Annotated in this window: 12 protein-coding genes; 7 read left to right on the top strand and 5 right to left on the bottom strand. The window is 64.7% G+C overall.

Annotation, left to right across the window (positions count from 1 at the left end; genetic code table 11):
* The first annotated feature begins 18 nt into the window (after positions 1–18).
* Both FJ423_RS19105 and FJ423_RS19110 read left to right on the top strand, forming a co-directional pair.
* Positions 19–468 carry an Rrf2 family transcriptional regulator gene (locus FJ423_RS19105; protein ID WP_140843910.1) on the top strand — a complete coding sequence of 150 codons (450 nt, stop codon included), beginning with the start codon at positions 19–21 and terminating at the stop codon, positions 466–468.
* Positions 458–1,354, top strand: a complete 897-nt coding sequence (locus FJ423_RS19110) for an NAD(P)/FAD-dependent oxidoreductase (protein WP_140843912.1) — start codon at positions 458–460, stop codon at positions 1,352–1,354. The genes FJ423_RS19105 and FJ423_RS19110 overlap by 11 nt, the downstream gene beginning before the upstream one ends.
* 20 nt (positions 1,355–1,374) lie before the next feature.
* On the opposite strand, the gene FJ423_RS19115 is transcribed toward FJ423_RS19110, so the two are convergent.
* A complete protein-coding gene (locus FJ423_RS19115; protein WP_140843914.1) occupies positions 1,375–2,139 on the bottom strand; it encodes a DeoR/GlpR family DNA-binding transcription regulator in 765 nt (254 codons plus the stop codon).
* Positions 2,140–2,526: 387 nt separating this feature from the next.
* On the opposite strand from FJ423_RS19115, the gene FJ423_RS19120 reads away from it, so the two are divergent.
* Positions 2,527–3,411: a phosphotransferase family protein gene (locus FJ423_RS19120; protein ID WP_140843916.1), complete on the top strand. Its 885-nt coding sequence runs from the start codon at positions 2,527–2,529 to the stop codon at positions 3,409–3,411.
* Positions 3,408–5,861, top strand: a complete 2,454-nt coding sequence (locus FJ423_RS19125; RefSeq protein WP_140843918.1) for an FAD-dependent oxidoreductase — start codon at positions 3,408–3,410, stop codon at positions 5,859–5,861. The genes FJ423_RS19120 and FJ423_RS19125 overlap by 4 nt, the downstream gene beginning before the upstream one ends.
* A 12-nt stretch (positions 5,862–5,873) precedes the next feature.
* On the opposite strand, the gene FJ423_RS19130 is transcribed toward FJ423_RS19125, so the two are convergent.
* On the bottom strand, positions 5,874–6,506 hold the full coding sequence (locus FJ423_RS19130; RefSeq protein ID WP_140843920.1) for a class I SAM-dependent methyltransferase: 633 nt from the start codon (positions 6,504–6,506) through the stop codon (positions 5,874–5,876).
* Positions 6,507–6,602: 96 nt separating this feature from the next.
* Here FJ423_RS19130 and FJ423_RS19135 point away from each other — a divergent pair, with 96 nt between their 5' ends.
* Positions 6,603–7,505 (top strand): phosphotransferase family protein, encoded by a 903-nt coding sequence (locus FJ423_RS19135; RefSeq protein ID WP_140843922.1) that lies wholly within the window; start codon positions 6,603–6,605, stop codon positions 7,503–7,505.
* Between the two features lie 83 nt (positions 7,506–7,588).
* Here the strand turns inward: FJ423_RS19135 and FJ423_RS19140 are convergent, their stop codons facing one another.
* Both FJ423_RS19140 and FJ423_RS19145 read right to left on the bottom strand, forming a co-directional pair.
* Positions 7,589–8,509, bottom strand: coding sequence for a DMT family transporter (locus tag FJ423_RS19140; RefSeq protein WP_140843924.1), 921 nt, complete (start codon positions 8,507–8,509; stop codon positions 7,589–7,591).
* Positions 8,510–8,904: 395 nt separating this feature from the next.
* The gene (locus FJ423_RS19145; RefSeq protein ID WP_140843926.1) at positions 8,905–10,185 is read right to left on the bottom strand and encodes an amidohydrolase family protein; all 1,281 of its coding nucleotides are present in this window, start codon (positions 10,183–10,185) and stop codon (positions 8,905–8,907) included.
* A 176-nt stretch (positions 10,186–10,361) separates the two neighbouring features.
* Here FJ423_RS19145 and FJ423_RS19150 point away from each other — a divergent pair, with 176 nt between their 5' ends.
* Entirely contained in the window at positions 10,362–12,116 is a 1,755-nt protein-coding gene (locus tag FJ423_RS19150) for an ABC transporter ATP-binding protein (RefSeq protein ID WP_140843928.1), read from the top strand.
* A 193-nt stretch (positions 12,117–12,309) separates the two neighbouring features.
* On the opposite strand, the gene ilvD is transcribed toward FJ423_RS19150, so the two are convergent.
* Positions 12,310–14,154, bottom strand: coding sequence for a dihydroxy-acid dehydratase (gene ilvD / locus FJ423_RS19155; RefSeq protein WP_140843930.1), 1,845 nt, complete (start codon positions 14,152–14,154; stop codon positions 12,310–12,312).
* 271 nt (positions 14,155–14,425) lie between these two features.
* Here ilvD and FJ423_RS19160 point away from each other — a divergent pair, with 271 nt between their 5' ends.
* Positions 14,426–14,893, top strand: coding sequence for a VOC family protein (locus tag FJ423_RS19160; protein WP_140843932.1), 468 nt, complete (start codon positions 14,426–14,428; stop codon positions 14,891–14,893).
* Positions 14,894–14,910 lie beyond the last annotated feature (17 nt).

Here is a 14,910-nt window from a genome sequence, read left to right on the forward strand (position 1 = left end):
CGTAACTAACTAAGTTACATGAAACGCAACAGCCGCCTGTCCTCAACCCTGCATATCCTCGTCCATATGGCCGACGCCCCCGAGCGGGCACTGACCTCCGAACAGCTTGCCGGCTTCATCCACACCAACCCGGTGGTGGTGCGCCGCACCATTGCCGGGCTGCGGGAGGCCGGCATCGTCACCTCGTCGCGCGGCCATGGCGGCGGCTGGCAGCTCGGCCGCGCGCCGGACAAGATCTCGCTGGCCGAGATCAGCGGCGCGCTCGGCGAGACGCTGTTGCCGTTCAGCACCGAACCGGAAAGTCCCGGATGCCTAGTCGAGCAGGCGGTGATCGCCGTGCTCGACGATTTTCGCCTGGAGGCGGAAAGGCTGCTCACTGAGCGGCTCGGCCATATCACGCTGGCCGACCTGACGGCCGATTTCCGCCGCCGTTATGACCTCATTGGAGTATCCAGCCATGCAGTATGATGTGATCGTCGTCGGCGGCAGCTTTGCCGGCCTGTCCGCCGCCATGTATGCGGCGCGCGGGCGGCGCAAGGTGCTGGTGATCGATGCCGGCGAGCCGCGGAATCGATTTGCCGAGCATTCGCACGGCTTCTTCGGCCAGGACGGACGGGCGCCGGCGGACATTCTCGGCGAGGCCAAGGCACAGCTGCTCGCCTATCCCGTCGTCACGGTGATCGAGGGCCGCGCCGAGCGGGCCGCCATTGCCGGCACTGGATTCGAGGTTCGGATGGACGATGGCGAGCGTTTCGGTGCGACGCGGCTGGTGCTGGCCACCGGCGTCCGGGACATCCTGCCGGACGTTCCAGGACTTGCCGCGCATTGGGGCAAGACGGTGCTGCATTGCCCTTATTGCCACGGCTACGAGGTGGCCGGCGGGCCGCTCGGCGTGCTGGCGACCGGACCGATGTCGCTGCACCAGGCCGAGCTGATCTCCGACTGGGGCGACGTCACGCTGTTCGCCGACGGTTTGTTCGAACCGGACGCTGACCAGGCGCGGATATTGGAGAAGCGCAACATCCGGTTCGAGCCGGGCAAGGTGAGCGAAGTGCAGAACGACGGGTCCGGCGGTCTGGTCGTCAGGCTCGACGGCAATCGCACCGCGAGCCTGCGGGCGCTGTTCACCGCGCCGCGCAACGTGATGGCAAGCCCGCTCGCCGAGCAGCTGGGCTGCGCCTTCAACGAAGGCCCGTTCGGCAAGGCGATCGTCGTGGACGACAAGCAGCAGACATCGGTGCCTGGCGTCTTCGCGGCAGGAGACGCCGCGCGCCTGATGCACAACATCGCCTTCGCGGTGTCGGGCGGCGCGATGGCCGGGGTTGCGGCGCACCAGTCGCTGGTGTTCGGCTAGCTCTTATTCCTTGGGCGACGTCAGGCCGCGGCGATACTGACCCGGGCCCCGGCCTGGCTCAGCGCTGCGGCTATATCGCGCGGCGGCGGCTGGTCGGTGGCAAGCTCGGAAAAGCCGTCGAAGCCGCAGACCCGGACCAGGCCTTGCCGGCCGAACTTGGAATGGTCGGTGACGACCAGCGAGCGATGGCCGCGCGACAGCACCATGCGGGCGAACTCCGCCTCGTCCAGATCATAGTCGGTCAGGCCGGCGGCCGCATCGACGGCTCCGATCGAGATCACGGCATGATCGACCGAAAAGCGGCTGACGAACTCGATCGCCGAAATGCCGAAAGCCGCGCCCGAATCGCTGCGCAGCTCGCCGCCCGCCATATAGACCTTGTTGCCGTTCACCGTCGCCAGCGTACGGGCAATGTCGGAGGAATTGGTGACCACCGTCAGCCGGCGATGGCCGAGCAGCTCGCGCGCAAGGAAGGATGTGGTCGTGCCGGTATCGAGCATGATCGCCTCGCCATCGCGGATCGTAGCCGCGACCATCCTGGCGATCAGGCGCTTGGCTTCGGCATTTTCGCGCATGCGCCGCTCGAACGGCGCCTCGCCCAGCATCGAGGAAAGGCCAACGGCACCATGCATCTTCAGCACCGAGCCGTCATCGGCGAGCGGCTTGACGTCGCGCCGCACGGTTTCCAGCGAGACGCCGAGCCGCTCGGCAAGGCTGGCTATGGTGATCGTGCCCTCCTCGCTGAGGAGCCGCAGGATTTCGCCATGCCGTTTCGAATGGATCATCGGGGCGTCCGGGAATTTTGACCGAATTTAAGGCTTTGCCCACGCTTTGAAAGGAGTCCCTTATATTTTCGGGCAAAACACCCAAAAAAGGTCACAGCTTTTGGATTGACAGCGCTGCCACGCTGGCGTGACATTGACCTTGTGACAGGCTCGGAACTGCCGCGGGAGGGTGATGGCAGAGCCGCAACCTAGTGACCAGATCGCCTGGAACCAGCCAGGCGCGAGCTTTTATCGAATCCGCGGGGGCGGATGCCGGGATATCATACCTGGCCAAGGGGCTCGTCGGTGCGGTGCGGGATACCGATCCTGGCGTCTCGCACCGACGAGGCTTTTTCATGTTCTCCCAGCCTTGTTTTCCGCGGGACCGGTTGGGGCCGGAGCGAAGCCGTGAGTGCCGAAGACCGCATCCGCGCCTTGCCGTGCTGGAACGGCGGCATTGAGATCGAGCCGCTGCCGGGCGGCCTCAGCAACGCCAATTTTGTCGTCACCGACGCGGCCGGGCGGCATGTCGTGCGCTTCGGCCAGGACTTCCCTTTCCACCATGTCTTTCGCGAGCGCGAGGTGATGACGGCACGGGCGGCGCATGCGGCAGGCTTCGCGCCGGCCGTGCATTATGCCGAGCCCGGCATCCTGGTGACGGAATTTCTCGGCGCCAAGACCTTCCTGGGAGAGGATGTGCGGGCCAATCTCGGCCGCGTGGCCGCGCTGCTGCGCGGCTTTCACCGTGAGATGCCGAAGCATGTCTCCGGCGCCGGCTTCATGTTCTGGGTGTTCCACGTCATTCGCGACTATGCGCGCACGCTGGACGAGGGCGGCAGCCGCAAGAGGGCTGAGCTGCCACGTTATCTGGCCCTGGCGGACGAGCTCGAGCGGGCGCAAAAACTGCTGCCCATCGTCTTCGGCCATAACGATCTTTTGCCGGCAAACATCCTCGACGACGGCAAGCGACTGTGGCTGATCGACTTCGAGTATGCCGGCTTCAACACGGCAATGTTCGACCTCGCCGGCGCCGCCTCGAACGCCGGCCTGAGCGATGACGAATCCTTCGCCTTCATGACCGCCTACTTCATGAAGGAGCCGGACGGCGAAATCCGCCGCTCGCATGCCGCCATGCAATGCGCCTCGCTGCTGCGCGAAGCGATGTGGAGCATGGTGTCCGAGCTTTATCTCGATGCGCCCGGCATCGACTATGTCGCCTATAGCGAGGAAAACCTCGTCCGGCTCGACGCGGCGCTGGACAACTACCGGACGAAATACGGAACCAGATCATGACCTTGCCCGGCCATGCCGAAATCGTCGTCGTCGGCGGCGGCATCATCGGCTGTTCCACTGCCTACCACCTGGCGCGCGACCATAGGACGGACGTGGTGCTGCTCGAACAGGGCAAGCTGACCTCGGGCTCGACCTGGCACGCCGCCGGCCTGGTCGGGCAGCTGCGCTCCTCGGCCTCGATCACGCGCGTGCTCAAATATTCGGTCGAGCTTTACAAGGGGCTGGAGGCCGAGACGGGCCTGGCGACCGGCTGGAAGATGACCGGCTGCCTGCGGCTGGCGACGAACGCCGACCGCTGGACCGAGTTCAAGCGGCTGGCGACCACGGCCAAAAGCTTCGGCATGGATATGCAGCTGCTGTCGCCGGCGGAAGTGAAGCGCATGTGGCCGCTGATGGAGACAAGCGACCTTGTCGGCGCTTCCTGGCTGCCGACCGACGGACAGGCAAGCCCCTCAGACATCGCCCAGTCGCTCGCCAAGGGCGCGCGCATGCATGGCGCGAAACTGTTCGAGGGCGTGCGCGTCACCGGCTTTATGATGAAGGACGGCCGCGTCACAGCGGTGAAAACTTCACAAGGCGACATCGCCTGCGACAAGGTGGTGAACTGCGCTGGACAATGGGCAAGGCAGGTCGGCGCGATGGCCGGCATCAACGTGCCGCTGCAGCCGGTCAAGCACCAGTACATCATCACCGAGAAGATCGCGGGCCTTGCGACCGACGCGCCGACAATCCGCGACCCCGACCGCCGCACCTATTTCAAGGAAGAGGTCGGCGGGCTGGTGATGGGCGGCTATGAGCCCAACCCGCAGGCCTGGGCAACCGGACTTCCCGGCGGCGATGTCCCGAACGACTGGGAGTTCCGCCTGTTCGACGACGACTACGATCATTTCGAGCAGCACATGGCCCAGGCGATCGTGCGCGTTCCGGCGCTGCAAACCGCCGGCGTCAAGCAGATGATCAACGGTTCGGAGAGTTTCACGCCGGACGGCAACTTCATCCTCGGCGCAGCGCCCGAATGCGCCAACATGTTCGTCGGCGCCGGCTTCAACGCCTTCGGCATAGCGTCCGGCGGCGGCGCCGGCTGGGTGCTGGCGCAATGGGTGGCCGACGGCGAGGCGCCGCTCGACCTGTGGGTGGTCGACATCCGCCGCTTCTCCGGCCTGCACCGCGACCGCGACTGGGTCCGCGACCGCACGCTGGAAGCCTATGGCAAGCACTACACGATCGGCTTCCCGCACGAGGAATATCTGTCCGGGCGGCCGCGCATCGTCTCGCCGCTCTACGAGCGGCTGAAGACGTATCGCGCCGTGTTCGGCTCCAAGCTTGGCTGGGAGCGGCCGAACTGGTTCGCGCCGGATGGCGCGGGCGCCGAGGACGTCTATTCGATGGGCCGGCAGAACTGGTTCGGCGCGATCGGCGACGAGCACCGTCATGTGCGCGAGAAGGTCGGCATCTTCGACCAGTCCTCCTTCGCCAAATATGAGCTGACCGGCACTGACGCGCTGAAGGCGCTCGACTGGATCTGCGCCAACGACGTCGACAAGCCGGTCGGACGGCTGACCTACACGCAGCTGCTCAACACGCGCGGCGGCATCGAGGCAGACCTTACCGTGTCGCGGCTCGACGAGGACCGGTTCTACATCGTCACCGGCACCGGCTTCCGCACGCATGACCTCTCCTGGATCGGCGACCATATCGGCCCCGGCCTGGATGCCAGACTGACCGACGTCACGGAGGATTTCGGCACGCTGTCGCTGATGGGGCCGCGCGCCCGCGACGTGCTGTCGGTGGTGACGGACGCCGATGTCTCAAACGCCGCCTTCCCCTTCGGCCATGCGCGCGAGATCGCAATAGCCGGCCACAGCGTGAAGGCGCTGCGCGTCACCTATGTCGGGGAACTGGGCTGGGAGCTGCATGTGCCGATCGCCGCCACCGGCGAGGTTTTCGATGCGCTGATGGCGGCGGGCAATGCGCATGGCATTCGCCCGGTCGGCTACCGGGCGCTGGAATCGCTGCGACTGGAGAAGGGCTATCGCGCCTGGGGTTCCGACATCACGCCGAACGATATGCCGCAGGAGGCGGGGCTCGGCTGGGCCGTGAAGCTTCGCAAGAATACCGACTTCGTCGGACGCCGGGCGCTGGAGAAGGCAGCCGGCAAGCCACCGATGAAACGCTTTGCCGGCTTCACGGTGGACGACCCGGAGATCGTGCTGGTCGGACGCGAGACGATCCTGCGCAATGGCGACCCGGTCGGTTACCTGACCAGCGGCGGCTACGGCTACACGGTGGAGAAGAACATCGGCTACGGCTATGTGCGCAATGCCGACGGCGTCAGCGACGATTTTCTGGCCTCGGGCGACTATGAGCTTGTCGTGGCGATGGAGCGCACGCCGGCAAAGATCCATCTCGAGGCGATGTACGATCCGGCCGGGGCAAGGATTAAGGCCTGATCGACGAAACGGTCAGTTGACGCGCAGCACAAGCCCCCTGCTCGGCACGGTATCGGACTCGCCCGGCATCGAGGCGTAAGGCGCCGTTTCCTCGACGCGCTTCAACCTGCCCTGAGCCTCAAGTCCGGCAATGCGCTCGGCGAAGCCTGATTGCCACAGCGTGTTCTTGACGGTCAGCACGATGATCCCGCCTGGACGGCAGATGCGGATCAACTCGTCCAGCCCCTCGATCCCGACATGGCCCGAAGTGAAGACGCCCGCCGAAACAATGCCGGCATAGGCGTCGTTGGCAAAGGGCAGAGCATCGCCCATCGCCAGGCGATGCAGCGCCGTGTAGACGCCCTTGGCGCCGGCCTTGTCCAGCATGCCTTGCGAGATGTCGAGTGCCTCGACCGTCGGATAGCCGGTGATGGCCAGCCATTCGCCGATCAGGCCGGTGCCGGCGCCGGCATCGAGCAAGGGTTCGGCGCCGCGCGGCAGGTGGCGGGTAAGCAGCGCCAAGCAGATCGTCGGGTGGCGATAGCCGGCGGACGACATGTCGGCGTCATAGGTCTCGGCCCAACTGTCATAGACCGCGGCCACTTCCTCCGGCCGCTTGGCGGCGTAGGCCGCGCTTAGCGCGTTGCTGTGCTTGCCGTCCGCCATTTCTGCTCCCGCCGCCGATTCGTACCCGCAATGGTAGCCAAGCGGCAAAAACTGTGGAACCGTTCCGCTGTAAAACATCGTGTGATGGTAAAGGGGATGACGATGGACGAGGCGCGCGCCGCGTTGGCCGCCATTCCGGCGCTGGCAGGCTATGACGGGCCGCTGGAGCGTTTGGCCGGCCTGACCAACAAGGTCTACCGGGCCGGCGAAGCGTGTCTGCGCATTCCCGGCAAGGGCACGGAAGAATATATCAACCGCGCCAACGAGGCGGTGGCGGCGCGCGAGGCGGCCAAGGCCGGAGTCAGCCCCGAGGTGCTTTATGCCGATCCGGCGTCCGGCCTGATGGCGACGCGCTTTATCGCCGGCGCCGAGACGATGTCGCCGGAGAAATTCAAGGCGCGGTCGGGCAGCCCCGCGCGAGCGGGCTACGCCTTCCGCAAGCTGCATGCTTCGGGCGCGGTGTTCCCCTTCCGCTTCGAATTGTTCGCGATGATCGACGACTATCTCAAGGTCTTATCGACGAAGGACGTGGCGCTGCCCGCCGGCTATCACGACGTGGTGCGCGAGGCAGGCGCGGTGCGCGCCGCGCTCGCCGCGCACCCTATCCCGCTCGCCGCCTGCCATTGCGATCCGCTGTGCGAAAATTTCCTTGATACGGGCGAGCGGATGTGGATCGTCGACTGGGAATATTCCGGCATGAACGATCCGCTGTGGGACCTCGGCGACCTTTCGGTCGAGGGCAGGTTCGATGCGGCCCAGGACGAGGAACTGATGCGCGCCTATTTCGGCGGCGAGGCGAGGCCGGCGGCGCGCGGACGTATCGTCATCTACAAGGCGATGTGCGACCTTTTATGGACGCTCTGGGGATTGATCCAGCTCGCCAACGACAATCCGGCCGACGATTTCCGCGCCTATGCCGACGGTCGCTTTGTCCGCTGCAAGGCGCTGATGGAGACCGCGGAATTTTCGCGGCATCTCGCCGCCGTGCGCGCGGGTTAGGCACCGGAAAGCCAAGCCTTCAAGCTTTTGTTTTCATACATGTCGTTATCGCAAAACCGCTGCACACTTTTGCGCGACATGCATTAATTCACGCCCTTCGGCACGTTCTCCGGCGGCACCTCGGTCTCCACCACCTTCTGGCGATGGAAGATGAACATGCCGGCAAGCACGACGATGGCGGCGCCGACGAGGATGCGCGGGCTGGGCATGTCGCCGAAGAAGGCCAGTCCGAAGACCACCGCCCACAGAAGCAGGCTGTAGTGCAGCGGCGCCAGCGTCGAGGCCGGCGCCAGCTTCAGCGCCCTCGTGATCATCAGATGCGCGGCGCAGGAGACGACGCCGAGCAGTAGCATGGCGCCGAAATCGAGCGCCGACGGCGTGCGCCAGGCGCCGATGGTGAGCAGGCCGCCGACGATCAGCGTGCCGATCGTCTGCCAGGTGACCAAGGTCGTGTCGCTGGTGCCGCGCAGGAGGCGGCCGAGGATGATGGCGAAGCCGAAGGCGATGCTGCCCACCAGCGCAAAGGCCGACGACAGCGAGAAGGCCGCCGAGGACGGCTTGAGAATGATCAGCACGCCGCAGAAGCCGACCAGGATTGCCAGCCAGCGCCGCCAGCCGACCTTTTCGCCGAGCAAGAGGTGCGACAGCGCCGCGACGTAGATCGGCCCGGCCATGTAGAAGCTCATCACGTCGGCCAGCGGCAGGTAGACGACTGCGGCGTAGAAAAGCCCGGTATCAGTCGTGGTGGCCACGACGCGCAGGACCTGCAACAGCGGCCGGTCCATATGGAACAGCTTGCCGGTGCCCTGGTTGGCGATCATCGGGCCGAGCACGATGAAGGCGCCGATCGAGCGGATCAGCACCACTTGTCCGACCGAGAACGAGGCGACCAGCCATTTGCCCATCGCGTCGTTCAGCGCGAACATGAAGTCGCCGGCCAGCATCAACAGGATGCCGGCGAGCAACATGTTCCTGATCGTGAAATTTCGGGCGAGCAAGGCCATGCCGCTCCCTAGCCGCAAGAGGCCGGCTTGACGAGGGAAATCCGTAAGACCAGCGGAAATCGAGGCTGGCCGAAGCGCTGGAACTTCGTCATCCACGGGCGGAGCGGGAGCGAAGCGGACGCGCAGACCCGAGGATCCATTCCGTGACCTCGCGCGAAGAGCGAAACGCGGCGCAGGACGGAGGCCATTCTGGACCGCCGCAAAGCTCGTAGATCACGGAACGGGATTCTATGGTCTGCGCTGCGTCGCTTCGCTCCTTGCTTCGCCATAGAATGACGAGGTCACGAGCGTTCCGGCCAAGTGCAAACCGTGATGTTCTGCCCCAACAAAGCAGATCGCTGACCTGGATTGGCGAAAGCGCCACCAACGCGAGTGGTCGAACCGGGAGCGGAGACCTACGCTGTCTTATGCCGCCGGTTGACCTGCGCCGGCCGTCCCGCGATCGACAGCCGCGTTTCCTGCCTGGTCCGCTCAGCCACCACCTTGCCCCTGGCGATGACGCAGAGACGCTCGGGGCGCAGGCGAACGGCCTCGATCGCATTGCCGGCATCGAGCACAACGAGGCTCGCCCGCTTGCCGACGGCAAGGCCCAGATGATCGAGCCCCATGATGGCGGCGTTGACGTTGGTCACCATGTCGAAGCAGCGCGCCATGTCGGCCGGGCTCGACATCTGCGCGACATGCAGGCCCATGAAGGCGACGTCGAGCATGTCGGCGGTGCCCAGCGAATACCAGGGATCGAGCACGCAATCCTGGCCCCAGCCGACGCGGATGCCGAGCGCCTGCATCTCCTTGACACGGGTCAGGCCGCGCCGCTTCGGGAAGGTGTCGTGGCGCCCCTGCAGCATGATGTTGATCAGCGGATTGGGGATTGCCGATACACCGGCCTCGGCGATGAGCGGCAAAAGCTTCGAGACGTAATAATTGTCCATCGAATGCATCGATGTGAGGTGCGAGCCGGCCACCCTGCCCTGCAACCCAAGGCGCTGCGTTTCGTAGGCCAGCTGCTCGATATGGCGCGACAGCGGATCGTCGGTCTCGTCGCAATGCATGTCGACCATCAGGCCGCGTTTGGCCGCGATCTCGCAAAGCTCCGTCACCGAGCGGGCGCCCTCGGCCATGGTGCGCTCGAAATGCGGGATGCCGCCTACGATGTCGACGCCCATGTCGAGCGCGCGGGTGGTGTTTTCATGAGCATTCGGCGAGCGGTAGAGGCCGTCCTGCGGAAACGCGACCAGTTGCAGGTCGATATAAGGCGCGACGGTTTTCTTGACGTCGAGCAGGGCTTCCACCGCGAGCAGCCGGTCGTCGCAGACATCGACATGGCTGCGGATGGCGAGCAGGCCCATCGACACGGCCCAGTCGCAATAGGCGAGCGCGCGCTCGCGCACGGCCTCATGCGTCAAAAGCGGCTTCAGCTCGCCCCAGAGCGCGATGCCCTCGAGCAGCGTGCCCGACGCATTGATGCGCGGAATGCCGTAGGAGAGCGTGGCGTCCATATGGAAATGTGGATCAACGAAAGGCGGCGAGACGAGATTGCCGCTCGCGTCGATTTCGGCCGCCGCCGAACCCGGGAGCTTTGGTTCGATCGCGACGATGGCCTCGCCCGCAATCCCTATGTCGGCAATCCTGCCATCCGGCAGCGTGCCGCCGCGCACGATCAAGTCGAAATCCATCTGCCGTCGTCCCCAATACCAGAATCGGCTGCTATCGTGACCGAAAAGACAGCCTGCCGCAGCCTTTTCTTTCCCTCGACGGCGAAAGGTTCCATCCGGCCTCAACTCGCTCTATAAGCCGCCACGCGCCCTTGTGGCGAATCCGAATTTCTCACAGCCAGCCATAGGATCGGCCGTTGTTTCGCTTCTTCCGCTCGACGGAAAACCAACGCCTCATCGCGAGGCTGGTAAGAGAATCCTTCCATGACCATAAGTTCGGCTATGGCGCGGCCATATTGTCGATGCTGGTGGTCGCCCTCATGACGGGGGCAAGCGCCTGGATCCTGCGCGAAATCACCAACGAGTTCGTGGTCTATAAGCGGATAGACCGCGTCAACCTGATTGCCGGGGGTGTGGCGGCGATCTTTGTTCTCAAGGGCATCGCGACCTTCGTCCAGACCTATTTCATGAGCCGCGTCGGCAATGCCATCATTGCCGACCGGCAGCGCAAGATCTACGACCGTATCCTGGCGCAAGGTATCGAATTCTACCATTCGACCTCGTCTTCCGACCTGATCACCCGCATGACCAACAACGCGCAGGCGGCGCGCAGCGTGCTCGACCTCGTCGTCACGTCCTATGTGCGCGACCTGGTGACTTTGGTTGTGCTGGTGATGGTCATGGTCTGGCAACAGCCGGCGCTGTCGCTGATCTGCTTCGTCGTCGGACCGGTGGCGATCTATGGCGTCAACCGCATCCTGAGACGCGTCCGCAAGATCGCGGCGATGGAATTCATCTCGCTCGGCCAGATCGTGCATGTGATGCAGGAAACGGCCATCGGCGTGCGGGTCGTCAAATCCTTCAATCTCGAAGCCGCGATGCGCAAGCGTATGCACAAGGCGGTGTCGGACGTCGAAACCCGGGCCAACAACATCGCCACGCTGGAAGCCGCCACCAGCCCGGTGATGGAAACGCTGGCCGGGCTGGCGATTGCCGGCGCCGTGCTGGTCAGCGGCCTGCTGGTGCTGCAGGGCGGCCAGATGCCGGGCAACATCATGGCCTTCATCGCCGCGCTGCTGCTGGCTTATGAGCCGGCAAAGCGCCTGGCCCGCGTCCGCATCTCGCTGGAGACGGGCATTGTCGGCGTGCGCATGATGTTCCAGCTCGCCGACCGGCCGCTGACGCTGGCCGAGAAACCCGGCGCCACGCCGCTCCAACCCGGTCCGGGCGAAATCCGCTTCGACAATGTCAGCTTCGCCTATCCGGAAAGCCCTCCGGTGTTCGAAGGATTCAACCTGACGCTTGACGCCGGCAAGATGACGGCGCTGGTCGGACCGTCGGGCAGCGGCAAGTCGACGATCCTGAACCTGATCATGCGCATGTATGATCCGCAGACCGGCAAGGTGATGTTCGACGGCCAGGACATCTCGTTCGCGACGCTCGATTCGCTCAGAAGCAAGATCGCCTATGTCAGCCAGGACACGTTCCTGTTTGCCGGCACCGTCATGCACAACATCCGCCTCGGCCGCGAGGACGCGACCGACGAAGAGGTGGTCGCCGCCGCCAAGGCCGCCAACGCGCATGACTTCATCAGCGCCATGACCAAGGGTTACGATACGGAGGTCGGCGAGAACGGCTCGCTGTTGTCCGGAGGCCAGCGCCAGCGCATTTCGATCGCGCGCGCCATGCTGCGGAACGCCGAGATCCTGCTGCTCGACGAGGCGACCAGCGCGCTCGATGCCGAATCGGAAGCGCTGTTCCGCGACGCGCTGCAGCAGCTTACCGTCGGGCGCACGACGATCGTGATCGCGCACCGGCTGTCGACCGTGCACCAGGCCGACACGATCGTGGTGCTGGAAAAGGGCAAGGTGGTGGAAAGCGGCCCGCACAAGACGCTGCTCAAGCAGGGCGGGCTCTACCAGAAGCTTTATGAATATCAGCTGATGCCGTGACGCAGCGCCTCTCCTTCTCCCCCTGCGGGAGAAGGAGTCGCCGAAGGCGACGGATGAGAGGTGTTCCAGCTTGGTGGCGCCGTTCATCCAGTCGGAATTTGCGAGCGTCTCGCTCCGCTGGAGCACCCCTCATCCGTCTCGGCGCTGCGCGCCGATCCACCTTCTCCCACAAGGGGAGAAGGGGAAACCTGCCCTACTCCGGCACTTTGCGCACCGCGCCCTTGTCGGCGCTGGTGGCGAAAGCCGCATAGGCACGCAATGCCGTCGTCACCTTGCGCTTGCGCTTCTCGGCCGGCTTCCAGGCATCGGTGCCCTTGGCCGCCATCGCCTTGCGGCGCGTATCGAGCTCGGCCTCGCTGACGGCGAGATTGATCTTGCGGTTGGGAATGTCGATCTCGATCGTGTCGCCTTCCTGGACCAGGCCGATCGTGCCGCCTTCGGCGGCTTCCGGCGAGACGTGGCCAATGGAAAGGCCCGACGTGCCGCCGGAGAAGCGGCCGTCGGTGATCAGCGCGCAGGCTTTGCCGAGGCCCTTCGACTTCAGGTAGCTGGTCGGGTAGAGCATCTCCTGCATGCCGGGGCCGCCGCGCGGTCCCTCGTAGCGGATGACGACGATGTCGCCGGCCTTGATCTCGTTGCCGAGGATCGCCTTGACCGAGGCGTCCTGGCTTTCGAAGACGCGGGCCGGGCCGGTGAATTTCAGGATGGACTCATCCACGCCGGCAGTCTTCACGATGCAGCCGTCGAGCGCCAGATTGCCCTTCAAGACGGCAAGACCGCCATCCTTCGAGAACGGCGTCCTGGCCGAGCGGATGACGCCCTTCTCACGGTCGAGATCGAGTTCGTCCCAGCGGCGGTCCTGGCTGAAGGCGACCTGCGTCGGCACGCCGCCGGGAGCGGCGAGGAAGAAGTCGCGGACGTTTTCGGCAGAGGTGCGTGAAATATCCCAGTGGTCGAGGGCCTCGCCGAGGGTCGCCGTATGCACTGTCGGCAGGTCGCGATTGATCAGACCGGCCTCGTCGAGCTGGCCGAGGATGGCCATGATGCCGCCGGCGCGGTGGACGTCCTCCATGTGGACATCGGACTTGGCCGGCGCCACCTTGCAAAGCACCGGCACCTTGCGCGACAGCCGGTCGATGTCCCCCATGGTGAAGTCGACCTCTCCTTCATGCGCGGCGGCAAGGATATGCAGCACCGTGTTGGTCGAACCGCCCATGGCGATGTCGAGCGCCATGGCGTTCTCGAAGGCACCCTTGGAGGCGATGCTGCGCGGCAGTGCCGTTTCGTCGTCCTGCTCGTAATAGCGCTGGGCGAGATCGACGACGAGATGGCCGGCCTCCACGAACAGGCGCTTGCGGTCGGCATGGGTGGCCAAGGTCGACCCGTTGCCCGGAAGCGACAGACCCAGCGCCTCGGTCAGGCAGTTCATCGAATTGGCGGTGAACATTCCGGAGCAGGAGCCGCAGGTCGGGCAGGCCGAGCGCTCGATGACCTTGACGTCCTCATCGGAGATCTTGTCGTCGGCGGCCGCGACCATGGCGTCGACCAGATCGAGCGCCTGCGCCTTGCCGGCCAGCACCACCTTGCCGGCCTCCATCGGACCGCCGGAAACGAAGACGGTCGGGATATTGAGGCGCAGCGAGGCCATCAGCATGCCGGGGGTGATCTTGTCGCAGTTGGAGATGCAGACCATGGCATCGGCGCAATGCGCGTTGACCATATATTCGACGGAATCGGCGATCAGCTCGCGCGACGGCAGCGAATAGAGCATGCCGTCGTGACCCATCGCGATGCCGTCGTCGACGGCGATGGTATTGAACTCCTTGGCGACGCCGCCGGCCTTCTCGATCTCGCGTGCGACGAGCTGGCCGAGATCCTTCAGATGGACATGGCCCGGCACGAACTGGGTGAAGGAATTGACCACCGCGATGATCGGCTTGCCGAAATCCGAATCCTTCATGCCGGTGGCGCGCCAGAGGCCGCGAGCGCCGGCCATGTTGCGGCCATGGGTGGTGGTGCGGGAACGATAGGCGGGCATTCGATTGTCCTTGCTGGCTGGCCACACCGATGCGCGGCGGGCGGCGCTCGAATTTAGTCGGCAGCGGTTATAGCGGCCATGTTCCGGCATGACCACCATTTTGCGCTGCGCCAGCATGCTTCGGCAAGTTTGCGCTTTTCAGGAAATTTTTGCTGCCGCTGTCGGATGACGCCTCGCTGAAGCGTCCTTGAGGCAGACGGCATCGAAATGGCACGAAATCGCCACCGAACCGTTTGACAACGAAGCCAACATGAAGCCCGAGGAGCAAGGCATGCAGAAGATCACCACCTTCCTGTGGTTCGACGACCAGGCCGAGGAGGCCATGAACCACTACATCTCCATCTTCAAGAATTCGAAGGTGCTGAGCGTGACGCGCTGGCCCAAGGGCCATCCCCAGGAAGGCCAGGTGCTGGTCGCCTCGTTCGAGCTCGACGGCGTGCAGTTCCAGGCCCTCAACGGCGGGCCGCAATACAAGTTCACCGAAGCGATCTCGCTGTCGATCGACTGCAAGACGCAGGAAGAGGTGGATCATTTCTGGACCAGGCTCACCGAAGGCGGCGAACCGGGACGCTGCAGCTGGCTGAAGGACAAATTCGGCGTTTCCTGGCAGGTCGTGCCGGAGCAACTACCGCGGCTGCTTCAGGATCCGGACCGCGAGAAAGCCGGCCGCGTGATGTCCGCGATGATGCAGATGGGCAAGATCGACATCGCCAAGATCGAGGAAGCGGCGAAGGGGTGAGCACTTTTTCCTTCTCC

It is taken from the genome of Mesorhizobium sp. B2-8-9 (assembly GCF_006439475.1).
Taxonomy (GTDB): Bacteria; Pseudomonadota; Alphaproteobacteria; order Rhizobiales; family Rhizobiaceae; genus Mesorhizobium.